This window comes from Eubacterium sp. AF34-35BH, assembly GCF_003477765.1.
Lineage (GTDB): Bacteria > Bacillota > Clostridia > Lachnospirales > Lachnospiraceae > Eubacterium_G.
Genome location: NZ_QUDZ01000005.1, coordinates 169,382 through 195,273 on the forward strand (window position 1 = coordinate 169,382; position 25,892 = coordinate 195,273).

General features: G+C 32.0%; 20 protein-coding genes. 5 read left to right on the plus strand and 15 right to left on the minus strand.

Annotation, left to right across the window (positions count from 1 at the left end; translation table 11 throughout):
• Positions 1 to 417: 417 nt before the first annotated feature.
• Together DWZ69_RS07465 and DWZ69_RS07470 are read left to right on the plus strand one after the other, a co-directional pair.
• Complete coding sequence (locus tag DWZ69_RS07465; RefSeq protein ID WP_118436586.1) at positions 418 to 1,818, plus strand: LCP family protein; 1,401 nt, start codon at positions 418 to 420, stop codon at positions 1,816 to 1,818.
• A gap of 9 nt (positions 1,819 to 1,827) precedes the next feature.
• Positions 1,828 to 2,889: an undecaprenyldiphospho-muramoylpentapeptide beta-N-acetylglucosaminyltransferase gene (locus DWZ69_RS07470; protein WP_022165141.1), complete on the plus strand. Its 1,062-nt coding sequence runs from the start codon at positions 1,828 to 1,830 to the stop codon at positions 2,887 to 2,889.
• A gap of 98 nt (positions 2,890 to 2,987) precedes the next feature.
• Here the strand turns inward: DWZ69_RS07470 and DWZ69_RS07475 are convergent, their stop codons facing one another.
• From DWZ69_RS07475 to DWZ69_RS07495, 5 genes are all read right to left on the minus strand, one after another.
• A complete protein-coding gene (locus DWZ69_RS07475) occupies positions 2,988 to 3,401 on the minus strand; it encodes an HIT family protein (RefSeq protein ID WP_118436588.1) in 414 nt (137 codons plus the stop codon).
• A 75-nt stretch (positions 3,402 to 3,476) separates the two neighbouring features.
• A complete protein-coding gene (locus DWZ69_RS07480; RefSeq protein WP_022165143.1) occupies positions 3,477 to 4,079 on the minus strand; it encodes a rhomboid family intramembrane serine protease in 603 nt (200 codons plus the stop codon).
• A gap of 104 nt (positions 4,080 to 4,183) precedes the next feature.
• Complete coding sequence (locus DWZ69_RS07485; protein WP_117999982.1) at positions 4,184 to 4,765, minus strand: DUF5662 family protein; 582 nt, start codon at positions 4,763 to 4,765, stop codon at positions 4,184 to 4,186.
• Between the two features lie 60 nt (positions 4,766 to 4,825).
• On the minus strand, positions 4,826 to 5,653 hold the full coding sequence (locus DWZ69_RS07490; protein ID WP_118436590.1) for an ATP-grasp domain-containing protein: 828 nt from the start codon (positions 5,651 to 5,653) through the stop codon (positions 4,826 to 4,828).
• Between the two features lie 142 nt (positions 5,654 to 5,795).
• Positions 5,796 to 6,677 (minus strand): RimK family alpha-L-glutamate ligase, encoded by an 882-nt coding sequence (locus DWZ69_RS07495; RefSeq protein WP_118436592.1) that lies wholly within the window; start codon positions 6,675 to 6,677, stop codon positions 5,796 to 5,798.
• 250 nt (positions 6,678 to 6,927) lie between these two features.
• Between DWZ69_RS07495 and DWZ69_RS07500 the strand changes: the two genes are divergently transcribed.
• The 3 genes from DWZ69_RS07500 (at position 6,928) to DWZ69_RS07510 (ending at position 10,172) form a co-directional block, all read left to right on the plus strand.
• A complete protein-coding gene (locus DWZ69_RS07500) occupies positions 6,928 to 7,563 on the plus strand; it encodes a hypothetical protein (protein ID WP_117999985.1) in 636 nt (211 codons plus the stop codon).
• A gap of 66 nt (positions 7,564 to 7,629) precedes the next feature.
• Positions 7,630 to 9,528, plus strand: coding sequence for a BMP family ABC transporter substrate-binding protein (locus DWZ69_RS07505; protein WP_118436594.1), 1,899 nt, complete (start codon positions 7,630 to 7,632; stop codon positions 9,526 to 9,528).
• 47 nt (positions 9,529 to 9,575) lie between these two features.
• Positions 9,576 to 10,172, plus strand: a complete 597-nt coding sequence (locus DWZ69_RS07510) for a metallophosphoesterase family protein (RefSeq protein WP_117999987.1) — start codon at positions 9,576 to 9,578, stop codon at positions 10,170 to 10,172.
• Between the two features lie 84 nt (positions 10,173 to 10,256).
• Here the strand turns inward: DWZ69_RS07510 and DWZ69_RS07515 are convergent, their stop codons facing one another.
• The 10 genes from DWZ69_RS07515 to DWZ69_RS07565 all read right to left on the minus strand — a co-directional run bounded on the left by DWZ69_RS07515 (position 10,257) and on the right by DWZ69_RS07565 (position 25,708).
• Positions 10,257 to 11,366: a DUF6273 domain-containing protein gene (locus DWZ69_RS07515; RefSeq protein WP_118436596.1), complete on the minus strand. Its 1,110-nt coding sequence runs from the start codon at positions 11,364 to 11,366 to the stop codon at positions 10,257 to 10,259.
• Between the two features lie 93 nt (positions 11,367 to 11,459).
• Positions 11,460 to 12,356 (minus strand): hypothetical protein, encoded by an 897-nt coding sequence (locus tag DWZ69_RS07520; protein WP_118436598.1) that lies wholly within the window; start codon positions 12,354 to 12,356, stop codon positions 11,460 to 11,462.
• Positions 12,357 to 12,507: 151 nt separating this feature from the next.
• A complete protein-coding gene (locus DWZ69_RS07525; RefSeq protein ID WP_022165153.1) occupies positions 12,508 to 12,981 on the minus strand; it encodes a hypothetical protein in 474 nt (157 codons plus the stop codon).
• A 737-nt stretch (positions 12,982 to 13,718) separates the two neighbouring features.
• Positions 13,719 to 14,141 carry a hypothetical protein gene (locus DWZ69_RS07535; protein ID WP_147364266.1) on the minus strand — a complete coding sequence of 141 codons (423 nt, stop codon included), beginning with the start codon at positions 14,139 to 14,141 and terminating at the stop codon, positions 13,719 to 13,721.
• A 40-nt stretch (positions 14,142 to 14,181) separates the two neighbouring features.
• Positions 14,182 to 14,592 (minus strand): hypothetical protein, encoded by a 411-nt coding sequence (locus DWZ69_RS07540; protein ID WP_117999995.1) that lies wholly within the window; start codon positions 14,590 to 14,592, stop codon positions 14,182 to 14,184.
• Between the two features lie 41 nt (positions 14,593 to 14,633).
• Entirely contained in the window at positions 14,634 to 14,786 is a 153-nt protein-coding gene (locus DWZ69_RS12085; protein WP_158561105.1) for a hypothetical protein, read from the minus strand.
• 267 nt (positions 14,787 to 15,053) lie between these two features.
• Positions 15,054 to 15,443: a hypothetical protein gene (locus tag DWZ69_RS07550; RefSeq protein ID WP_117999997.1), complete on the minus strand. Its 390-nt coding sequence runs from the start codon at positions 15,441 to 15,443 to the stop codon at positions 15,054 to 15,056.
• Positions 15,444 to 15,617: 174 nt separating this feature from the next.
• Positions 15,618 to 16,487 carry a leucine-rich repeat domain-containing protein gene (locus DWZ69_RS07555; protein ID WP_117999998.1) on the minus strand — a complete coding sequence of 290 codons (870 nt, stop codon included), beginning with the start codon at positions 16,485 to 16,487 and terminating at the stop codon, positions 15,618 to 15,620.
• 242 nt (positions 16,488 to 16,729) lie between these two features.
• Positions 16,730 to 17,785: a leucine-rich repeat domain-containing protein gene (locus DWZ69_RS07560; protein WP_117999999.1), complete on the minus strand. Its 1,056-nt coding sequence runs from the start codon at positions 17,783 to 17,785 to the stop codon at positions 16,730 to 16,732.
• Between the two features lie 21 nt (positions 17,786 to 17,806).
• Entirely contained in the window at positions 17,807 to 25,708 is a 7,902-nt protein-coding gene (locus tag DWZ69_RS07565) for an RHS repeat-associated core domain-containing protein (protein WP_118436606.1), read from the minus strand.
• Between the last annotated feature and the right edge of the window lie 184 nt (positions 25,709 to 25,892).

A 25,892-nucleotide genomic window follows, 5' to 3' on the forward strand; every position in this document is an offset into this window, starting at 1 on the left:
ACCACAGCGAAAAGGCTCTTTGAGACTTTGAGCTGTTGGCTGAATAGTTATATATCATTCGGTGATTCACCACAGCGAAAAGGCTCTTTGAGACTTTGAACTGTTGGCTGAATAGTTAAAGATACACTGTTGCTCTTTGTTTTTTTATAAATATGTAGTATAATTAGACCGAATTTTGCGGACTGTCAGGAACAATTTTTGATAGTTTTTCAACGCATTTTAATTTGAATGAAATATTAATGAATATACTTGAATGAATTATTTATATTTTGCTCAATAAATATGCATTTTATTTCGTATAACAGATACAAACAATTATATGGCTAAAGTTTTTTAATCACTTTTTCAAATAAAGTGATTATTTAGCTTTTACTAAAAATTAAAATGTTACTCTATAAAAGAATTTAGGAGGTACTTATGAGTAAAAAACAAAATTCATCAGATACAAAAACCGGCTACTACGGATATAGTTCTGAAACAACATCAGCAGCAAATCATGCCAAATCAAACTCCGGTAGTAAAAAGAGTGTAAAGGCTAAAGATCCAACTAAAGGTTCAAAGGCAGGAAAAATCGTTGGGATTGTTCTAGTGCTAATTCAGCTTGCATTGTCAATTACTGATGTTTATTTATTCCTTACTAAAGACTTTGCTTTTATCACACCTACAATAGTTGGTGTAACAATACTTATTCTTCTTGTACTTTTAGGCTTAGTTTTCTTCTTATTACAGAAGTCTAAGAACGCTCAAACATTTGGGAAGATTATTTCAGTTATTGTAATTATTTTATTGGCACTTGTATGCTTTTTCCTTTTCCGTGATTTTTCTAAATTCACTAACGGTAAAAAGCTAGATAATAAACCATTTGTAGTTTTCGTTTCTGCAAATGATACTTTTGGAGAATTTAACAGGAAGTCATTAGGACGTTCTGACACAAATATTTTAGCAGTTGTAAATCCAAAAACTCACAATGTTTTAATGATTTCAACTCCTAGAGATTATTATGTAGAGGTGAAGGCAAAATGCGTTGCCCCTGATTCATATGACAAACTAACACATGTTGGTTTATATGGAAAAGGTACAGCTAAAAAAGCAGACGGAACTGCTGCTACTGTTAGCGATTGGCAATGGGCAAGTGAGGTTTCATGGAATCCGGGCAATAAAGCTTTAATGGACACATTAAAATCTTTATATGGATTCAAAATTTCAAGCAGTCGTTATCATTATGTAAAGCTTAACTTTACAGGTTTTGCCAAACTTATTGATGCAATGGGTGGCGTTACAGTTAAGGTTGATAAACCTTTCAGTACAACAACTTATGCTTCATACGGTGATACTGAAACAAAGGAACGTAAGAAATACACCTATACTAAAGGTAACATGAAAATGGATGGTGCCACTGCTCTTACTTATGCAAGAGAACGTCATTCATTCGGCAATGGTGATATGGAAAGAAACAAAAACCAGGTTAAGGTTCTTAAAGCCATCGAGAAAAAGGCATTAAGTGGCACAACATTGCTTCATTATAATAGTATTTTAGATGCTATCGAAAACAGTTTTACAACTGACATGGATATTTCATCATCAATTAATTTATTAAAAGATGGTGGTTCTGACGGTTGGAACATTATGTCATTTGGTGTAATCGGTACTCCTTCAAAAGACTTATGTACTTATACAGGAACATATCTTGCAACTGTTTTACAGGATAAAGATTCTGTGGCACGAGCTACTGATTTAATGAACATGACTTTAAATGGAAAAACTACACAGGAAATCAAAAAACAAATAAAAAAATATAATAAAGAACAAGGAAACTAGGTGAATATTATGAAAAAGATTATTTTAACCGGTGGTGGAACAGCAGGACATGTTACACCAAACATTGCCCTTGTACCTCAGCTTAAAGAGGCAGGCTTTGAAATTAAATATATTGGTTCTGAAGGTGGTATGGAAACTAAATTAGTTGAAGATGCCGGTTTAGATTACCAGGGAATTTCTTCCGGTAAACTTAGACGTTATTTCAGTTGGAAAAATTTTTCAGATCCATTTAGGGTTTTAAAAGGATATTTTCAGGCAAAAAAAATCATCAGAAAATTTAAACCTGATATTGTATTTTCAAAAGGTGGTTTTGTTACAGTTCCTGTTGTATTTGCAGCTGCCAAATACAAGGTTCCTGTAATTATTCACGAATCAGATATGACACCGGGACTTGCGAACAAACTTGCCATAAAGAAGGCAACAAAAGTTTGTCACAATTTCCCTGAAACTGCTAAGTATTTAGGCGAGAAAGCTGTTCACACAGGCTCACCTATAAGAGCAGAATTGTTTACAGGAAATAAAATCACGGCACTTGATATGTGTGGTTTCACTGCAAACAAACCTGTTATTATGGTAACAGGTGGCAGTCTTGGTGCTGAGAAGGTAAATAAACTTGTTCGAGCTGCTTTACCTGAACTTCTTAAAGATTTTCAGGTTGCACATCTTTGTGGAAAAGGTAAGGTAGATGAATCTCTTAATGGTACAGAAGGTTATGCTCAGTTTGAATATATCAGTGAAGAAATGAAAGATTTCTTTGCAATGGCAGACATAATTATATCAAGAGCCGGTGCCAACAGCATTTGCGAGATTTCAGCATTAAACAAGCCTAATATTCTGATTCCACTATCTGCTAATGCAAGTCGTGGTGACCAGATATTAAACGCTAACTCTTATAAGAAGCAGGGCTTCAGTGAAGTTCTAGATGAAGATGTAGCCACAAAAGATGATTTGATTTCAACAGTACATAAAGTCTTTGACAACAAGGACACATACATTGAAGCAATGTCAAAATCATCAGGTACAGGTGGTGTTGAAAAAATTGTTGGCTTAATAAAAGATTTGAGCAAATAAAATAATATAAATAAAATATAAGCCCTATGTTAAAACTGATATGCATACAATAATTTAACTTCATATCAGAATATAACATAGGGCTTTTTTATTAATAACTATTTCAATATTTCTTTAACCTTTGCGGCAATTTTTTCTAAACCTTCTGTGTCCTGTGTGCCAGGTGTCCACTTAATGTGTGCATCATCCTCATCATATCTTGGAATAATGTGAATATGAAAGTGGAACACTGATTGACCTGCTACTTCTCCATTGTTCTGTAAGATATTGATACCCTTACAACCTGTTGCTTCTTTAAGGGCTGTTGCCACTTTCTTTGTAACAATGTGAGCATGTGCAAGTGTTTCATCATCAATCTCAAACACGTTTGCTGCATGTGTTTTTGGTAAAACCAAAGCATGTCCTAATGTTGCCGGACCTGCATCAAAAATCACCTTTACCTTGTCATCTTCATATAGCGCAGTGCTAGGAATTTCTCCTGCTGCTATTTTACAAAAAATACAATCACTCATGTTATGCCTCCTAATCTTTTTTATAATTTTATCATATATAATTCGGGTGTCAAAAGCATCCAAATATTTTTTCTACTACAAATTAAAATATCTGCCTCTGTCTTTGATGCGATATAGCAAAAATCCCATTGCCACACCAATTAATGCTCCGCCAAGATGCGCCATTACATCCACACCTTCTTCCATATTTCCAAATACCATCAAAACAAATAAAATAATAAGTCGTGGTGCAGACACCTGTCCCATTCTTTGTCTATTTTTGAAAATCATAACAAGCATAACTCCGAATATTCCAAATATTGCGCCTGAAGCACCTACGCTAACAACAGCTTCTCCTAAACTCATTTCTATTAAAGCCGACAATACCGCGCCACCTATACCACTTACAAAATAAGTAATCAGATACTTAATTGGTCCATATTCTTTTTCAATCTGATAGCCCAATATTCCAAGCATAAACATATTATTTGTTATGTGGTTGGCACCTGAATGTACAAACATATGGGTTATCAATCTGTACCACTGGCCATCTTCCAAAACAGCCGGCCAGTACATTGCGCCATGTTCATATAAAAACTGAGTATTTTCAGTGCTGCCTGTGAACTCCATTACTAGAAACACGGCAATATTTATAATTATCAAAATTGTTGTCACTATTGGTATGTTCTTCTTATTCATAGTTTTATTTCCTTATTTTTTCTTTGTTTACTTGATTTCTTACTTCTCCAGTGATCTATTTTCTTATATATTTTCTTACTTTCTCTGGCATTTAATTTACTTATCTAATGTCCTGCTTTATTCTTTCCCTTAATTTTCTTTTCTTCTTTAAGTCTCTTTCTAATGTACTTAAATGCCTCGTCCTCACCGGCTTCTGCAGTCATAACAAGCAATTTTTCAATTTCATCCCTTGTTTTCAAATTAATGCTTCTGTGAGGTTTTCTTCTGCTAAAATAGTCTAAGGGATCCGTCTGTTTATATTTCTTGCCATTGTATATCTTGCTGGCAGCCAATCTGTCGCAATACATCTCAGCCACATAATTGTAAGGCATTTCCACCGGTTCATTTCTATGGGTTTCAATATTGTAATCCACCCAATATTCAAAGTGGTGACGATTACGTCCTTTGTGGTGCATCCAAGCCTTTGAATATCCGAAAACTTCCCTTTCGCCCTCGTTAGGACTTCTGTGTCCTGTATAAAACTTAACTCCCGGAATAAATTCTGTTGGCGTATATTTAGACAAGTCATGTCTAAGTCCCTGCCACAATATACCAGCTTTTTTACAATGTTTAATTACCTGATGTCTGTGTCTTGTTATTGTAAAAAAATGACCTGTCAGCCTTTGAAAAAAGTTTCTTTTTTCCATTTTAATATCTCCATTTTTATTTTCTTTTAACTCTAACGAGTGTCCATATTGGAATATTATTTATGATATCTCACCTATAATATAATCTACAAATAACTTAGCAATGTCTATGTCACAAACGCTGTAAAGCATTCTTGCTCCCACTGCGTCCTCAATTTCATTAAACACAGCCTTTCCATTATGAAATGTAAAATCAATTCCACCATAATCAATTTTGAATTTGTTTAAAATCTGCTTAACCATGGCAATTTCATAATTATTTAAATTATATTCCCGGGCACTTCCACCAAGACTATAATTGCTCTTAAAGCTTTCTTTTGAAGTTCTTAAAACAGCCTTAACAATTTTGTTTCCTATAACATATACCCTAACATCTTTTCCAATGTCAGAGCAAAGTTTTTGGATAACATACTCGTCCTTTATCTTAGAAAGTGCCTGTTTCTTCTCATCTTCATTATGTACTAAAAACACCTGACTTCCACCATGTCCACAGCAACTTTTGATTACATAAGGATAAGTAAAATCCTGTATGCTTTCATGGCTACCAATTACTTCTCCCTGATAAATTATTGGTAGAAAAGGAACTATGCCTTCCAAATATTTGTAATTTTTGCCTTTGTTATTAGCAATGTCTGTAACCATGCTGTTATTAAAAACTCTTATTTCTCTTTTCTCAAGAAGTTCTGCAATGTAAGAATTTCTGCTTCTGTTTATTGCAAAATCAATGTTTGCATTCTTTACAAACACCTCTGGTTTATCAATTTCTTCTAAAATAACCAGCTTAAGTTCAACATTATATTGGTCGAAATCTTCCTTAAGCATTCTGATAAAACCTTTATTTTTTTCTGCATCTTCTCTTGAATAAATCACCCAGCCAATGTTGCTCATTTTTTGGAATGTTTCCTCCTATATTAATCAACTAATTTTAAGTTTCTATTAATAAATTGAATCTTTTTCTTATTTACTTCAAATATAAATCTTGGCTTACTAATACGTTTAGCATCAATTTTCCACTCATTTAATTTCAATGCTAATCTTTAATACTTTTAACAATATAATCTAAAATACTCTCCGCTACATTCACGCCTGTGCAGTCATATATGTTTTTAAAGTGAGCATTGGAGTTCACCTCGCAAAGAACAGGTTCTCCCTCTTTTCCAAACATGATATCCACACCTGCAAAATCTAAATTAAGTTCACGGCATACATCTATAGCCATCTGTGCCTGCTCTTTAGTTGGTGTGTACTTTTTCATTTTACCACCGTTAGTTATGTTGGCGCGGAAATCATTTTCATTTACACGCTCCATTGCCGTAACAATTTCATCACCTACAACGTGTATTCGAACATCTTTACCCTTAGAACTTTCGATGAACTCCTGCATGATAAACTCATGATGCCCGATTTCTTTTATTTTATCAACTGCTTCATAATAGCTATTTACCAAATATACCTGTTCACCAAAAGAACCTTTGTTCTCCTTAATCACCATAGGATAGCCAAGGCTTCCTTCAACCTGAAGTAAAAAAGTATAATCTTTATATTCCTTATCAAATGTCATTGGTGCAATAAAAGTTTTTGGCATTTTTATGTTTTTGTTTTTTAGGCGGATAAAAGTTAGCGCCTTGTCATCGCACGCCTCTATTCCATCTGCATTATTAAATACCCTGAAGCCTTCTCTTTCAAGCATTCTTGCCAAATTGACATCCTTATCCCAAAACAAAACAAATTCCGGTCTTTCTCTCCAGTTTACATTTTCAGGATCTGCCGGAATAATTGAATCAAGCTGGTCATTAGGCAACTTTTTCAAATTAATGTTTCTTTCCTTTGCTGCTTCAATTAACCAACTATATATTTCTTCAAACTTTTCACTTTTTAAATATCCATTTACTACCAACCAAGCTGTCTCCATATTGCCCTCCTACATTTGTATTTTCCCTTTAACAGCAAAGAACGGTTAAGGCCCCCTTGCCATTAACCGTTCCGGACTGAAAAATATGTTAGTATACTTATGAGTCTTAGGAGAGACTTATAAGTAATAGGTACTACCCTTTAATTATAACAAATTCTTATTTTTTATCAACATACTTTTGCTTTTTACCTTTAACTTATTGACCTTTTATGCTAAAATTATGTAAAGATTAGCTTTAAGGAGGCGGCAAATGCGCGATACAAAACAAACAACGAACAAAAATATAACATATATCGTTATATTTACAATAATGATTATAGTTGTTGCATTACTAATAATTTTTATACCAAAACTTAAGAATAAAGATACTAGCAGCAGCAATTCATCACCTGATTCAGTATCTGTAATGTCAACAGAAGGTTCACAGGATGAAACAATTAGTAAATCCATTAAGAATTTAACTGATGTTAAGTTTGGCAGTAAACGTAAATCTATTTCTTCTTATGAAAAGAAACAGAAAGGTACTCAGGATGGTTCATACGCAGCTTCTTCAGATGGAAAAGTTGCATATCTTACATACAAATTCAGCGAGAAGAATCCACCTGAATACTTTGGTGCACAAGTTCTTCCTACTGATTCTAACGCTTTACTTCAGTATGTACTTAACGAAAAAGGTAAGCTTTATGAAGTGCGTTTACAGTATGGGAAACTTTCAAAGGATTCTTATGATGCTATAGTTTCTAACATTTCAGGTACATACGGAAATTATACATTTGCAAGAACATATTCAAATGGTTCCGCTGAGCATTGGTGGAAAACAAAGAGTATTACACTTATAGCATATTACCAAAGTACAAGTGTAAGTGTTTATCTCAGAAAAAATTAATTAACATGACACCAGACAACTCTTTGCTTATGCTTAGAGTTGTTTTTATTTGAAAGGAAGGTTTCTATGTCTTATTCAGATTATGTACAGGCAGCTAAAATTGGGAAAAAAGACTATCAGTCAAAACTTATGGCTGGAGAAAGTCCAACTCTTGAAGTTCTTGATGATATTTTGCATACAACCAAAAGTTATAGAGAAGTATCTCTTGGGTTAGTTCAGATTCCATTAGCCCAGGTGGTAGGTACCAAAACTGCCGGAAGAAGCAATTCTTTTTCCAGCAACTTTATGCCTATTCTCGACCCTAATTCCGAGTTTGCTTCCAAGTGGATGACACTTTCCACAGCCCAACAGGAAGAAGGAATTACCGATCCTATTATTGCTTATGAATACATGAACAAATTCTATGTTTTAGAAGGAAATAAACGTGTCAGCGTTTTAAAATACTACGATGCAGTTTCCGTAATGGGACAGGTAACAAGAATTTTACCGAAAAAAACAGATGATTATGATGTTAAACTTTATTATGAATTTGTTGATTTCTATAGTTTGTCAGAAATCAATTACTTATATTTTTCAAAACTAGGAAGTTTTGAAAAATTGCAAACTGTTGTAGGCAAAAAGCCTGGAGAAGTTTGGAGCCATAACGAAAGAATAGATTTTCGCTCGCTGTTTCTAACTTTTCAATCCAAATATGATGAAATCGGTGGCGAAAATCTTAAGGAAATCACTTGTGGCGATGCTTTCCTAGCGTTTACACAACTATATGGCTATAAAGAACTTTTAGAAATGTCAGACAGTGAATTAACTAAATTAATTAATTCAAATTTCTCTGAGTTTGAGCTTATGTCAGATACCGAAGTTGACTTAAGAATGACTGCTTCAACCAAAAAAGCTTCTGTTTTAACAAAGCTTTTGACACCGGGTGCAAAGCATTTGAAGGTAGCATTTATTTATGAAAAAACTTCAGCATCCAGTGCATGGACCTATTCCCATGAGTTAGGTAGATTGCACCTTAACGAAGTTTTTCCTGATGATGTAACTACCGTATACTATGACAGTATTAATTCACACAATATTGAAGAGGCAATTGATGATGCCATTGCCAATGGCTGCAATGTAATATTTACAACATCGCCAACTTTTTCTCAGGCAAGCTTAAAGGCTGCAATTGCTAATCCAAAAATTACAATACTAAACTGCTCACTGCATGACCCTCATACTTCAATGAGAACATACTACGCAAGAATGCATGAAGCTAAATTCATTATGGGTGCAGTTGCCGGTTCAATGGCATCGCATGACAAAATTGTATACATTGCCGATTATCCTATATACGGAACAATTGCCAATATTAACTCATTTGCACAGGGTGTAAAAATGACTAACCCAAGAGCAAAAATTCATCTGCTTTGGAGCTGTTTAAAAGACGTTGACGTTGAAGAACAGATTAAACAATTACAGCCTGACTGCGTTTCCGACAAAGATTTGTCTGTTCCAGAAGCCGGAACAAGATACTACGGTTTATACATGTCATATCCTGACAGTATTTGGAATCTTGCCATTCCAATATATAACTGGGGAAAATTCTATGAGCAGCTTATAGAAGCCATTCTTAATGGTACATGGAAAGCAGATGACTCAAAGAATGTAAAAGCAATTAACTACTGGTGGGGCATGGCTGAAAACGCAATTGAAGTAATTAGTTCTCCATGGTTACCTGAGGGCATTAAAAAATTAATAAATCTATTAACAAAAACAATTCGCTCCGGTGATTTTAATCCATTTTCAGGAATTATTTATTCACAGGACAAAACAATAAAAAATGGTGAAAACCAAACTCTCTCACCAAACGACATTATTACAATGGACTGGCTTTCGGACAATATTATCGGTGAGATACCTGTTATTGATGAACTTGAAGAAGAAGCAAAACCTGTTGCAATGCAGCAAGGTGTAAATCAATAGCCAAAAGAAACAATGGGGTTTCTTAAAAATAAGTTCGGAGGACTAATATGAAGATTTTATTTATATCAGACGAGGAATCCAAATACTACTGGGATTATTACTCACCTGATAAATTAGAAGATATTGATTTGATAATATCTTGTGGTGATTTGGCTCCACAGTATTTGTCATTTCTTGTAACACTATCTCACGTTCCAGTTCTTTACATACATGGTAATCATGACGAATGTTATCTTTCAACGCCTCCAGAGGGATGCGTGTGTATTGATGACGATTTGATTGTCTACAACGGAATTAGAATAATGGGACTTGGTGGTTCAATGCGTTACCGTCCGGGAACTTTCCAGTTTACAGAAAGACAAATGAGACGCCGCTACGCCAAACTTAAGCGTAAGCTTTTCCTGAAAGGTGGTGTTGATATTTTGGTTTGTCATTCACCTGCCAAGGGAATTAATGATGGAGAAGATTTGCCGCATACAGGTTTCAGTGTGTTTAAGGAAATTATGACAAAATATAAACCAAAATATTTTGTGCATGGTCATGTTCATAAAGCATATGGTCACGAATTCAAACGCTACGACAAATTCGGCAACACAATTATCGTTAATGCCTGTGAACGCTGCGTAATAGATTACGAAAAATAAAGATGTGATAATTCACTTTAATGTTTAAATCTCAGATTATATATCTGATTAAACCGGTGAATTATCACATCTTTTTTATTTGTTTTACTTATACTGAATCCACATTGCCGGACGAATGTTAATATTCTGGCTTGATACCTCGTAACCATAATCCATGACCTTGCCGTTAGATACGAACTGAGCTGTATTGTCGCTGATACCCGCATCAATAAGCCACCAGTCTCTTGTATAATTACTTAGGATTTCTTCATATCTGTTTGCCTGCTCAGCATTAAGCATGAACAACTTATCTGTTGTTTCCTTTCCACCCTTTGTCTTAGACTGACTATTAAGGGGAATTGAAATCCTTGTTTCTAATATTTTTGACTTCTGACTTTCAGAGAATGTTTCATCAATAAAATCACTATTTAAGAATTTTCTAAGAGATGACTTTTCCCATGTTACGCTAATATTTTCATCATTGTATGCATATCCTGGAATTGGTTCTGACTTAACCAAAAATGCTCTTCCCTGTTTTTTCTCAAGAATAAGCCACTTATACTCTCCAAAAAGTACACTTGTGCCAACCTCAGACTTATCAATATTGTTAAGTTCCAATTCGCACAACTGAGCTTCGGAATCTTTATAATCTCCCAAACTTCTCAATGTATTCTTTGCAACTTCGTATTCATCTTTCTTTTTGCAATCTATGCCATATTCATATTTGCTTAAAGTTGCTCTATCCTGACTGTCCTTGTAAGACTTTAAATTATTGAACATCTTATAGGACTTTTCATAATTGCCAACCTTTTCATAATATGAAGCTCTAACATATCTTCCCTGTTTTGTCTGAGAAAAAATTACTCCTACAATTCCAACAACTATTACTACAAGAATAATTCCTAAAACTATTTTTCGGACAACTCCGTTACTCTTCTTCTCTTCTTCCTGAAAATTATCAGGTTTCTTTTCATTCTTTTTGTTAGCGTCAGCCTTTTTCTTAAATTCTTTTGCCTTAACCTCTGCCTCTTCAGCTAACTTAGCCGAGTCCTCATAGTCACCTAGCTCTCTATATTTCTTAGCTATTGTTCCGTAAATTTCTGCTCTTTCCTTGTCTCTTGTCAGACAATTAACAGCCTGTGTCAGTTCTTTCGCTTTCGCATACTTCTCTTCGTCAGTCAACTTAACTTCTTTAACTTTTGTTTTTGCCGCCATATATACCTCCATTTTATCTTTTTCATTATATTACTCATACACTTTAAAAGCAACTGAAAAAGTGGCATGGACAGTTTATGTAATTTTCTTCTTTTAATTACCTGCTACATAAAAAGTCGCAGAATTAGTCACTACCTTTTCTTTATTCTCTCCACTTGATTTATAATTTATTGAAATAACAGCCTCATCTAAACTCAAGGTGTTTCCCTTTTTATATTTTAATGGGAAATATACATAGTTCTTTCCTTTTTGCAGTTTTAATCCTAAATCCTCTATGATAATTGTTTCATAAAATTTCTTCTTATAAACATCTTTGATTTTATTCTCAAGTTTGGAATCGCCAATCATACTATGAATTTCTTCAAAATCCTGTTGGTTAAAAATCTTATAATTATTATCAACTTCTACATAATTATCCAAACCTAACCTTACATTACTTATTTCTATATTTTTATTTGTATTTAACTCTATTATAATGCCGTAATTATATACGTTGTCATTATTATCAGTTTTCAAAACAGCTTCTGCATTAACAAAACTACACTCCTTGTAATTTTCGTTTTCATCATTTATGAACACCAATGTTCCTATTTCATAGCTATGTTCTTCGTTGTCGTCCTTCTTTTTTACAATTAACCTTGCATCATCCCCTATTGATGTCTCGAATTCTCCTGATAAAGTAATATGTCCCATGTAATATTTGTTATCTATTAATTCGTCTTCAAGTTTCAACTCATCTACATTCACATCAAATTCATCAGAACCAACTGCCACTCTTACAGATTCAATATTACTTTTCTTCCATGAAGCTCTATTAGGATTGTAACACTTGAAATTTAGATTTAATTGCTGGGAGCCAGTATATAAACTACTTAATAATTTATCAAATTTAACTGTTTCTTTCTGATTATCATTTTTTGAATTAAAGGCAACGATTATCAACACAATTGCCACTATAACTACTGCTGCTCCGAATATACGTTTCTTCATTTTTTACTCCCCTCCGTATTTGATTCACAATACTTTTGTATTATAGCACAGTTTCCATTATGCAAAAAGCAAGTGCATATCTAAAAGCACTCATAATGTAACTTTCAATCATAACTTCTCCCTCTCTTTAGTTTAAAATAATCATTAAACTTTACTCGCCTACTAGCATACAAAAATTTATGTAAATGAAACGTTGAATTATATGTAAAACAAATAAATATAAAAACAAAATAATAACTACTAAAATTACATTGCTTAACAATTTTCGCAACGGTGTATTTGCTTTCATAGATTTATTATTTTTATCATTCTCCTTTAAGTCAGTCCCCTTTGTCTTATTTGCATATTTTTTCAGAATCCATCTCCTTGAAATATATGTTCCGTAAAAAGCAAAAATTAACGCGGTTATGATCATTCCTGCCAAACCAATTTTTAATAATGTTGGACTAATAGGATTATAATATAAATTGCTATATGTTACCTGATTATCAATATACACTCTATGTAAATCAGAACCTTTCTTCGCTAGTTGTACCTCTAAGCCATCAGTCCGGTATACATATGAAAAAAGTACATAAATCAATAAATCCATTATCCACAATATTTTTATAACTCGTTTTTTCATTTCAAATTTTCTCCTAAAATTCCCTTTTTTCTTAGTAATCTAAAGCTCATTCTTATTAAAGCTATTGCCAATAAAATGCATATAGGTACAAGATAATCGTAGCGACTATAATTCACATTCAGTAAGATTAAACACAAATCTTACCACTCGTCAGGAACATCTAATGGATGTATTGTATTAGCAAAAATTGCTCCTACAATAAAAAATATTCCTAACCAAAAAAATTTGTTATTTTCCAATATTTTTCTTTTTTTCTCTTGGTGGTTTATAATGATGTAACTAATCAATGTAACATAAAATGCTACCACTAACTTAAAGTATATTGTTCTATGGTCTGCATATAATTCCTAATATTAGGGGCATATTTATAAAAGCCAAATTTAAAAGAATATACTATGATTTCTGTTATTTCATAAAAAGTTATAAATAATACTATAAAATTATTAATATTTTCTGTTTCTTTATAAATGATTAGCGCAAAACTAACGAGCAGTCCTAATATGGCACCTATCAGTATACCTGATACCCTAAGATTTGATATATAAATTGAAATCACACCAAATAACACTCCATAATATGTTGTCACAATAGACTGTCTCGCTAATAAGTAATATTATTCCAATTAATATTCTAAATATAGTTATTGTAATTTCACCATGTATGCCTATGTACAAATCTAACATTCTTATCTCCGTTATACTTCTTAATTAATTGTTTATTTGATAAATATAATCCTTCTAATTGTCAATTATTAATGCCGGTTCATCACTACCAAGAGTTTCATAATTTATCTTTTGTAATTTAATCATCTTTGTTGAATCAAAGATTTTTTCCAATTCATTTGATAAATTATTTTTATCATACGATTTATAGCTATTGTTTTTATAATCGATAATCATATAATTATTATTCTCATTAACTAAATATAATTTACTCTCTTTAGAATTATCATAATAAAAAGTAATTTTATCAAATATAGACTCATCTTCTTTTAAATCATATATCGTGTAATCAAAACTACTCATCATTTGAAATCGTCCGTCACCTACTGATAGGTAAGTGTCTCTTCCAGATTGATATTTTGTTTTTTTTGTATTTGCACAGCCTGATAAGCACAATGCAAATATCAACACAAGTATTGATAATCTTTTAATTTTCATTTTTATTTCTCCACTTTGTAGTATTTTTCTATCATTCTTTTTACAAATCATTTATCCACTTCTTTACCAATTCTACTTCTGACTTTTCCCAATACTGGGTATGTTTTGATGGTATTCCGGTATAAAATGGTAATCTCAGTTTTCTTCCATTTAACATAACAAAACAGCCAATCGTTTTTTCTTGAAATTCTACTTTCCTATTGGTTTTATACCTCTTTAAACATGAGTAAAAAATCAAATTATTCTCATTATATTCCACTTTGTAAATAACTCTGGTCGATGAATAATACATAAATGTTAATACGATTGTTAATATTAATGTAAACCATACTATTGCAACTATTGGTTTGTTATAAAATATAATACTGATACCTACTCCAAACATCATCAAATAAAAAATCGAGAAAATAATAAATTGTGCTGCATAACCCTTAATCTTTTTCTCTATCATAAAACAACTCCCTTTATTTTTAGATGATATAAGTAAAATTTCTACTTTCTAACCACCTTCGTTCCACTAGCAACGCCAACCATTTTAACCTTTTTGTCACATACTACCTTTGACATTTCTAAAATTCCGGTTAAATCAAGAGATGAGATATTATTATGATCACAATACAAATCTCCCGGCCAATCCTCAAACAAATTTCCAATATCTATGTCTGTTATGGCTACAATCTATATTTTCTAAAAGACGTACTCCTTTAATATTTAATTTCGTTATTTTATTATATGAACAATCTAACGCAAACAGCTTTTTCATGCTTTTACTAATTTTTAACTTTTTTAATGAATTATGCGAACAATATAATCCATATAACTTTTCCTTATTTATTACATTTAGTTTCTTAATGTTATTGTTTGAACAATTCAAAATTCTTATTTTTGTATTGCCTTTAATATTTAACTTATTCAAGTTATTTTTTGACACATTAATACGTCAAGATTCTTAAGTTTATTTATATCAATATTTTTCAGGTTATTTCTTTTAACGTTTATGTATCTTAATTCTATTAATTTATTAAAATTAATTTTTCCTTTAAGTCCTTTTTTGTACCAGTTTATTTCTCGCAGTCTGCCTGTTTTCTTGCTCCATTTGTACTGTTTCTTATTATCTAATTTTGCGCTAACCTTTGCACCTTTATTTCTCTGGATTGTTATTATTTTCTGAATGGCTTTTACATCATTAATATCTTTTGACTGTGCATATGCATTGTTTGATGTTGCTGTAAACACACCAAATAATATCATTAGCGATAGAATGATTGTTATAGGTGTCTTCTCTAGTTTTCTGTTCTTCATAAGTTTTGTCCTCCTGTTAAATTGTTTATAATCATTTAACGTAGTTTTTTCCAATTTTTATTTTCTTTTAACTTTGACTTTTTTTGATAAGCCGGCCAAATCTACTTTCTTGTCACACACAACTTTATTCATACTCTTTATTCCTGCAAAATCAATTCTTGTAATATTATTGTTCTAACAATAAAGTTCTTCAAATTCATCACATGGTTTATCAATGTTCAATTCCGTTATTTGATTATTATCGCACTTCAAATATGTCATATTGTAAAAAGAACCTTTTATTTCTTTAATTTTATTGTTAGAACAATGAAGTACCTGTGCGTTGTATGTGTTTACAGCCTCCATCTTGTTATAACTACAAAATAACATTACAACTGCAACATTTGAAAAATTTAACTTCTTAAGCTTATTATTTTCGCAATAAATACAAATGTCACCAAGATTCTTAAGCTCTAACTTCTTCATTCCATTATTATCGCAATCAAGAACTTCCAACATCTTTAACCCCTCAACATGTAATTTATTTATTTTATTGTTTGAGCAATAGACATATGAGAGTTCCTGCATACTTTTGTCAAGCTTTAACTTTTTCAAACGATTGTGGGAACAAAATAACTCCTCTAATTTTTTATGCTTTTGTATATTAAGCTTCCTTAGGTTATTATTGGAACACTCTAAAAATTCAAGTTTCTTCAACTTATTTATGTTTATTTCTGTAACTTTATTTCTAGTAATAATGATATCTTTTAACCCTGTCAGCCTATTGAAATTGATTTTTCCCTTTAAGCTCTTTTTAGCCCAACTTACCTCAATCAATCTGCCTGTTTTCTTGCTCCATTTGTACTGCTTCTTATTGTCTAAATTTGTGCTAACCTTTGCACCTTTATTTCTCTGGATTGTTATTATTTTCTGAATGGCTTTTACATCATTAATATCTTTCTCTTGAGCATGCACATTTTTTGATGTTGCCGTAAACATACAAAATAATATCATTAATGAAAATATAATTGTTATAGGTGCTTTCTTTAGTTTTCCGTTCTTCATAAGTTTTCTCCTCCTGTTAAATTGTTTATAATAATTTAACGTAGTTTTTCCGATTTTTATTTCACCGATTTAAGCTTCGATATTCACTTAAAGTCGAAATTCATTTGATTAGGAAATACTTGAAATACTCGCAATGCCATTATATATAAGACATTGCGAGGTATATAAAGTTTTATGTACTTTTTATAATCCTGAAATCCCAAGTATTTATTATAAAGATTATAAGCTCTCTGCCATTAAGACTATTTTCTAACCACCTTGGTTCCACTAGCAACGCCAATCATTTTAACCTTTTTGTCACACACTACCTTTTCCATTCCTAAAATTCCGGTTAAATCAAGAGATGAGATATTATTATGATCACAATATAAATTTCCCGGCCAATCCTCAAACAAATTTCCAATATCTATGTCTGTTATCTGATTATGACTACAATATAACGATGACAAGCTATTACTTCCACCTTTTAATTCTCTTATATTATTATAAGAGCAATTCAATTGCCCCATATAGTTTACATCTATTGATATCAGTTTATTATGAGAACAATTTAATTCTGCAATATTTTCATTAGGGTAATTTAATTCTGTTAATTTATTGTTTTGGCAATCTAAATAAACAACAGATCCAATATTTTTTATGCATAACTGCTTTAATCTGTTATGGCTACAATCAATATTTTCTAAATGATGTAATCCCTTAATCTTCAACTTTGTTATTTTATTATATGAACAATCTAACGCAAACAGCTTTTTCATGCTTTTACTAATTTTTAACTTCTTTAATGAATTATGAGAACAATCAAATTCACATAATTTTTCGTTTTTTACTACATTTAATTTCTTAATGTTATTGTTAGAACAGTCTAAAACATCTAATTTTTTATTTTCTTTAATATATAGTTTATTTAGTTTGTTCTTTTGACACATTAATATCTTAAGTTTCTCAACTTTATTTAGACTAATATTTTTCAGGCTGTTTCTTTTTACATTTATGTATCTTAATTCTGTTAATTTATTAAAATTAATATTTCCCTTAAGTCCTTTTTTATACCAGTTTATTTCTCGTAGTCTGCCTGTTTTCTTGCTCCATTTGTACTGTCTCTTATTATCTAAATTTGTGCTAACCTTTGCACCTTTATTTCTCTGGATTGTTATTATGCTCTGGATAGCTTTTACGTCATTACTGTCTTTTGACTGTGCGTATATATTTTTTGATGTTGCCGTAAACATGCATAACAACAGTATTAACATCAATGAAATGCTTATACACATCTTGTTTTGTTTTATACTCTTCATATATGATATTCCTCCTTAAAACTAATATTTCAATTTATAACTTTTTCTATTCTCATTTTTTACAAAATGCATTAAATATTTCACACAAGCCGTACGTGCTTTTTTATACCTTGGATTCCTCCACCTTGATTTAACAAATACCCATTTTCCCTTTTTAAAATAGGCTAACGGATTATCTGCCGTCATTGAGTGTATCCCTAATTTTTTTCCTTTCTTTTCTTTTTTCGTTACTTCAGCAGCTATGCTTCCACGTTTTTTTTCATATTTTTCAATAAATTTGTCTGTAATATATTTTGGATGCTTACCCAACGTGAATTTTCCATCTCCTGAAACTTTAACTACTCCATCTGCCACCTTTCTGGATGTAACCACTTCACCATCTAATTTAACATTATGTGCATAAAAATCCTGAATTGTATGTAATGCAATTCCTAATTGCCTGCTACATCCTTCATAATTTTTATTCTTATAAATTTTATTTGCACCACTTAATGCCCTTGACATAACTTTATCATAATTACCATGTCCATGGTATGAACCATCTTTATATCGAGGATTTGTTCCCCTTTGTTTATCTGGAAATGTACAATTCTTTTGTAAACGCTTCAAGCCAATATTTTTCAGTCTTTTCCTTTCTTTTTTTGACAATGACTTACCAAGAACCTTATTGTATGCCGATTTCGTTAATGCCTTATGTATCTCTTCGCCCCACATTCCTGTCGGATCTGTATAGTTTATAGGATCACCTTCGCAGTATCCATACAAGTTCCAGCTTGCTGCATCGTTTTCTTCTCCTCGGTATGTGTCCTGACTTAGAAATACACCATCCTCCGGACTATAGTATCTTGTATTCAAATAATATAATCCTGTGGTTTCATCATACACACCGCCTGTATAACAAACTTCATTTTTTATTGATGCACTTATTCTTTCGGTTGTTTCACCAAAGTCTGTATAATTATATGAATTGCGACACTCTCCTTTTTTATCTATGATGTTGGTTGTACTTCCCTGTATGTCTTTAGAATAAAAATACTCTGACTGTCCATCTGTGTATCTGATTGTTGCAAAAACATTACTTGCATCTCCAACAATATTCTGACTTGTCTTTTCACCCTTTTCATTTGTTGTATAAAGTAGCAAGCTTCCTTCATAGTAGTAGTTTATAGTTTCTGTTTTCTCTTCTGTATCGGAAACAGTAGTGTCGATTTTCTTAATTCGCTGTCCTGAACCGTTGTATTCGTTATGCTGTCTGTATTTATCTTTACCATTCTTTTTAATACTAACATCAATTAACTGGTTATCAACATTGTAAGTAAAAGTAGAATTTTCTCCCCTCTTCTCATCTACTTCTGCAATCTTGTTTCCTTTCTTGTCATACTTATAAGTCTTATGGTATGTCTTTGTTGCTGTTCCTTGAGATGATTCTACTTCGTATGAACTTATTAACTGGTTTAATTTGTTATAGCTATTATAATGGAAATTACCTTCCAGCTTTTCGTCCGTATTTGCAGCTGTATATTTAGTAGTAACTCCTTCATAAGTTCTATTTCCAAGTTTATCATATTCATAGGTTGACAGTGTAGTTTTATAAGTCAGGTTATCTTTCTTCTCAGATTTCTTAAGCTGATTTAGATTATTGTACTCATAAGTTGTCTCCTCATCTTTTTTATTATTTGAATAATTAAAGACTTCTTTTTTGTAGACTACATGTGAATTTTTATCATACTTGTAGTTATACATTTCTAATATGTTATCTACAGCTAAATTACTGAAATACTTCATGGATATAACCCTGTCAAATATATCATATTCATATTCTCTTTGTATATAATTTGAACTTTTATCCATAAAGTTATTGTAATCCTTAATGGTCTTAATTTTTCCATCGTTCTGATAAATATATTCTCTTATTTTACAAGCCTCATCTCCTGAAAATAAACCTTCTATGGATACAATCCACTTATCCTTATTATAATTGAACTTAATGCCTTTTAGTTTGTCAGATTTATTATTTGGATAATAAACTTTTTCAATAACATCATCTACATTATAAACATATTTTAATTTTGATTTTTCAATTTCATCTGCGCTAGGAGTGCTACTTCCATTCACCTCTGCCACAGATATATTTCTTCCATAATCATCATATTCATAATATGTATATCGATATGGTGTATTGGCATTTTTGTCTATATTTCTTATTAGCTGTCCCTCATCATCATAAGTAGATTCTGTTTCATTTGTCAGATTACCGTTAGATAAGTAGCTTGATTCTTTAATCTGATTTCCATCAATATCATATTCGTATTTTTTATATGAGCCATCTGCATAAATTTCCTTTATTAATTCTCCATCTTTGTCATATTCATACTCTGTTTTTATATTTCCATCAGAACTCTCATCTTCCACTGACATTATCTGATCAGAACCATTAGTTATTGTTTTGGATACGGCTCCGTTAGCATAGGTAACTAATTCTTCTATTGATTTATACTTTCCTGAAGAATCTTTATTAAATTCATCATATTTGTATGTTCCTTTAACCTCTCCATTTTCAATTACCTTGCTAATTCTTCCCTGATTGTCATATTCATACTCTGTTAAATTTCCCATTGCATCTGTTGATGATATCTGATTGCCGGCGTTATCATATTTATTTTTAGTAACAATGGAGTCATCTCCTACTTTTATTATATTCCCTTCAATTTTAGGATTATTGATTGTAGCTGTTAATCTTCCTTTTGAATCATATGTAGAAACTTCCAGTTCTCCATCTGCCACCAAATCCATATTTGTTTCATTTACTCCGCTGACGTAGGTAGTAAAAAGCTTGCCACTGTTATCATATGAATAATCAGCAAAAAGACCGGAACTCATTTCTCTAACTGTTCTTCCGTATGCATCAGTATAAGTCTTTCCTACGATTTCTCCTTTTTTATTTGTTGTAGTCACAACACTTAGATTTTCTAATAATTCTAATTTAATACCATTATTTCTATTGATGCTTCCATAGGAGTATGAAACATTATCTTCTCTGGTATCATTTCCTACAATTAATTCTGTCTTTGTAACACGATTCATAGAATCAAGTGTTGTCTTCGTTATTCTGCCTTTTTCATCTTTTGATTCTATAACGCTCCCATTATTGTCGTATTTATTTTCTGTAGTTCTTACACCTTTTCTTGACACTTCTGTAGTTTTAGTTGTTCTTAAAAATTCGTCATAATAATACTTATTTACAACCAACTTAGTTCCTTTAATGCAGTCTTTTATATTATTTACACTGCTGTCCTTTGATAATTTTGAAACTATATCATCATTGATTTCAGAATTACTTGTAATGTCTAATACAACATTACCTAAATCATCATAAATATTAACAGTCTTTTCTTCTACTGTTCCCTCTTGTGATTCTTCCTCTGTTTCATCTCCATCATCATTATACTCTGTATTTTCAACGCTTGATGAAATGGCTGTATTTTGAAAGTCTTTATCCTTTACGTTCTCTCCTAATAATTCACGAACACTTGACACTTCACCATCATCTCCATATGTATATATGGTTACAATGTTTTTTATGTAATCTGTTTCTTTTATGACATTTCCAAACTTATCATACTCATTTAAGCAATTTTCAATAACTTTTCCACTATAGTCTGTTGTTTTAACAGTTTTAGGTTGATTTCTTACCGCCTCTGACAAGTTATCGCTATAATCATAAGTATATTCTGTTACATTTCCGGCTTCATCTACAGACTTAACAATATTACCATGGGTATCATATTTAGTGTTTTCACTATTTTCCACAGATTTCAGAACTACTGTATCACCTTCTAATGTATAATAACTTTCACTGTCGGTACTCTTTGTCACTAATGTTTTATTATTGTTATCGTATGTATAAGCTGAAACATTGCCTAGTGCATCCTTATTATATGTAATTCTACCATCTGTTGTAAAATGGTACTCTTCACTATATACTTTCTTTCCATTACTAACTTTTATTAGTTTTGACATAGTCTGTGATTGTTTTGAATCATTGTCAAAACTAAACTCATTATATTCTCCGTTAGGATAAATAAATTTAGAAATACGTTCTGCATTATAATTAATGTAATATTTATTTCCCATTGCATCTGTTATTTCTGACAATTTATTGTTATTATCGTAACCATATTTATAATCTATTTTATTTCCATTTGTTCCTACAAATGTAGCCTTGCTTAATTTGCTGTTTTCATACTGGTACTCATAACTGTATGACTTGTCACTATTAGGAGCTGCAACAATTTTACTAATCAAGCCATTATCATTATATGAATATTTCACTACCTGACCTTTAGATGTATTAACACTGTCTATTCTTCCGTTTTTATTGTTGTACTCTATGTTGACAAAAGTTCCATTACTCTCTTCTATTAAAATCAAACGTCCAAACTCATCAAAACGATAAATATTTTCGTCTTTATCCATAATTTTATAATAAACGTCTAATTCTAATTCCTTTATAACTTTACCGTCTTTTTCTATTTTTCTGGATAATATGTCATCATCTATCTCTAATGATAAATCTATATTCTCTTTACATATATATTTATCATCCTTTTTTTCAAATGTGTACAAAGCATTTGAGTCGTCCACATAGTAAATTTTATCTCCAACCTCTGAAACATACATATCATACGCCTGTCTCCAGCCATATCCCATAGATGTAATTTCTGTTGATTTAGAGTTGTATGTTCTGGAAATATTTATTGGTAACTGTGGTGCAGGTAATGATATATCATCCTGAGAATAAACAAAATTTCCTTTGGATAATTCTACCTGACCGCTACCATTTGACGTTTCTAACGACATATATTCATTTAATGTATTTTCTCCTAATCGTCTTTCTGCTATATCCATTCCTATTGTTGTAGAACTTATTTCATCTGAATAATCACTATACAATGTTTCAGTACCGGTTTTTTTCACTGTTCTTAACTTGTAATAGTATGTTACATTTTCATCACCTGATATTCTGATTGAACCTTTTGATGAATAAGACTTAACAAATGTTTTTTCACTAATTACCACATTTGGTGTTGTTGATCTGTATACCTGATACTTCACATCATCTCGGTATTTTTCATTCTTTGTTGCAAATCTGAGAATTGTGTTTCCACCAATCTGTTCTGTTGCATAAACATTTATAGGTGTATAATCTTCCAAAGCATAATCTGCGGCATCGTAATAATAATTACTGCTGATTTCCTCGGACACATTTCCTGCCTTGTCTATTCCTCTTATTGTAATTTTATATTTTCCATTTTTCTTAAAGTCAGCACTTTGCAACTGACCTTCTCCCTTTGAAGTTTTTCCTAGCTCTTTATATTCCCCATCGTCTATCTTTACCTGAACACATGATAAATTATCATCTGTTATTCCATCCCATTTAACTATCGGTATCTGATTACTTGAATTAAAAAAGCCTGTCTTTGGAGTTATTCTGACAGTTCCTTTTTCCGGTGCTACTGTGTCCTTATAATATGAAAGTTCCTGTTCAGAATCATTTCCTGCCTTGTCTATGGATGTAATGTAAATGTCATTTTCTCCCTCTTCAACATTCTTTAATTCCACTTCTCCTGATGAACCACTGGTATTTATCTTTTCATCGTTTAATTCTATTTCATAACTCTTTAATGTCTTATCGCTTATTGTATATTTCAATATAGGATTTTTCCCTGAGTTATCCATTTTTTCACTATTAGTATTAGGACTAATTGACGCACTTATTACAGGTTCGTCCTCATCATAGTAATATGTAAAGCTTTTTACATCACTTATGTTTCCTGCCTTATCCACTGCTCTGATTTTTATTGCATTTGCGCTACCTGAAACAAGGCTGTCTATTTCTTCGCTTCCACTGGTCTGATTACTCAAATATTTATATGCACTGCCGTTTACACTAAACTGAATGGCACTTAGATTTTTTTCCGTAACTTTCCAGCTTACTGATGGTGCTTCACTTTTATAATTGTTTGCAGAACTACTGCTAATTATTGCAGAACTAAATACCGGCTTCGTTTTGTCAACAACAAATGTAGCCCCTTTTCCTGTTCCTTTTATACCTGCTTTATCAGCTCCCCTGACATATATTTTGTAAGTTCCGTCAGTTAAAGAGCTTATATTTATGTTTTTGCTTCCTGATGCAGTAGTTCCAATATGTGTTGACTCGGAATAGCCCACTACATCTGTGCCTGATGAATTTTCAATTCTATACTGAACATAGCTTAATGCATGTGCTGATACACCACTCCATGAAACATTTAATAACTCTCCTCCGGCAATAAATGTTCTGGCTGTGTTGCTTGCACTAACGGCTTTAACACTTGTTGCTGTAGCCGGTGCATCATAATAAACCACTTTTAATTTTGGCACATAACTTGCTGCTCTTGCCCCATAAAATTTTACATACGATGAAGCTGATTCGCTACTTGCCTTAAATAAAAGACCATAACATTTATTTCCACCACCTGAACCTTTGGAAACATTTTGCGCCCATGTTTTTAAGTTAATTTCATGCTTTGCGTTCTTTTTCCCCTTTGATTTAAAAGATGCAAGCGTAGCGCTGGTGCCACCCGGCTGATTGTTCCAGTTTACGGTTCCACACTTAAAACTGTTTGCTACGGGTTTCACATAAATTGTCGAACCGCTTACGCTGTCTCCATTTTCGTATACTGTTAGTGTTGCGCTGTCTATATATTTATTTTTTACTGTGTTCGCCAGCTTCATTGCTCTAAAGTATGTACGGAAAACTCCCTGACTTCCCTTTCCTACGGAAAAAGTCTTCACGCCGCTGCTAAAATAATTTGTACTTGCCGCACTTTTCAAAACATACGCTTCCGGTAAATCCCCTGTTCCATTCCAGGTAACTGTAGGATCTATCACCACCGGGTAAGATGCATTTTCCAAATAATTTTCATCAACTACAAGTTTTAAAATATACTTATGTACGTTACTCTCTTTTTCTGACACCTCTGCTAATTCATAATGTAGTTCTTCAGAATAATTGTTTTTAGTTGCATCATTCATAAAAGGTGCTTCTATTCCACCTACAATGTCATCGTCATCTGAATATATTGTTATTCCTCCACCAACTTCATCCACTTTTGCATAGCTGTCCTGTAATGTAAAGTTGAATGAAATAATATTACTCTCAGGTTTATTGTTTAAAGTAATGTTTTCCTTTAATCCATGCTCTAATGATTCATAAGATAATTCCGTTGATTCATTCTTTCCTTCATAATTAGCAACTATCTTCTTCTCTTCCCTGCTTCCATCATAAACGTTTGTTACAGTTTTAGAATCAAGGCTTATTTTTTTAGTTTTTGCTGATAAGGCATTCTCCTCTGTTCCTTCTTCACCTTCACCTTTTACATCTGTTGGTGCAAAAGATACTACATAATTTTCCTTTGTCATTACGACTGGTGTTTTCTCTGACAGTTTGTTTGGTAAAAACTGCTTTGAATCCCCTTCGTTATTTACATAACTGTATTCTTCTTTTTCACTTCCACTTACTTCTACTGAATTTACAACCTGCTTTTTATCATTTTTATCAAGCTTAACAAACTCATTGTCATATTCCGCTAATTTGCCTTTTTCATTTTCAAAATAAATGTCATCTGAATAGTATGTTGTCTGTTTCATACCATTGGATAGCAAAAAAGTAGTAGAATCTGTTGTTCTGTCTGACATAACTTCCTCTACAACTTTCGGTTTAACTGTTTCACTGTTAACTGTGAAATTACTGTTTTCAACATTGCTTTTTTCTTCTGCCTGCTGATCTGCTTTTGTAATAAACAGACTCACGTTTGCACTGCTAACGCTTAATGTTAATGCCAATGTAAATGCGATTCCTTTCTTAAGTACATTCTTCAATTTTTTCTCCTCCCATTTTTGATTAGTAATGTAAAAAAGCACTCCCTACTTTTTATGTTTGTACATCTAAATTTAGATACGCATCACAGTATACTCACATTTCCCTTCCTTATCAATAGACTTTGCACGAACGTCGAAAAAAACGACATGAACGTTGTTTTTTTGACGTTCATGCCGTTTTTTT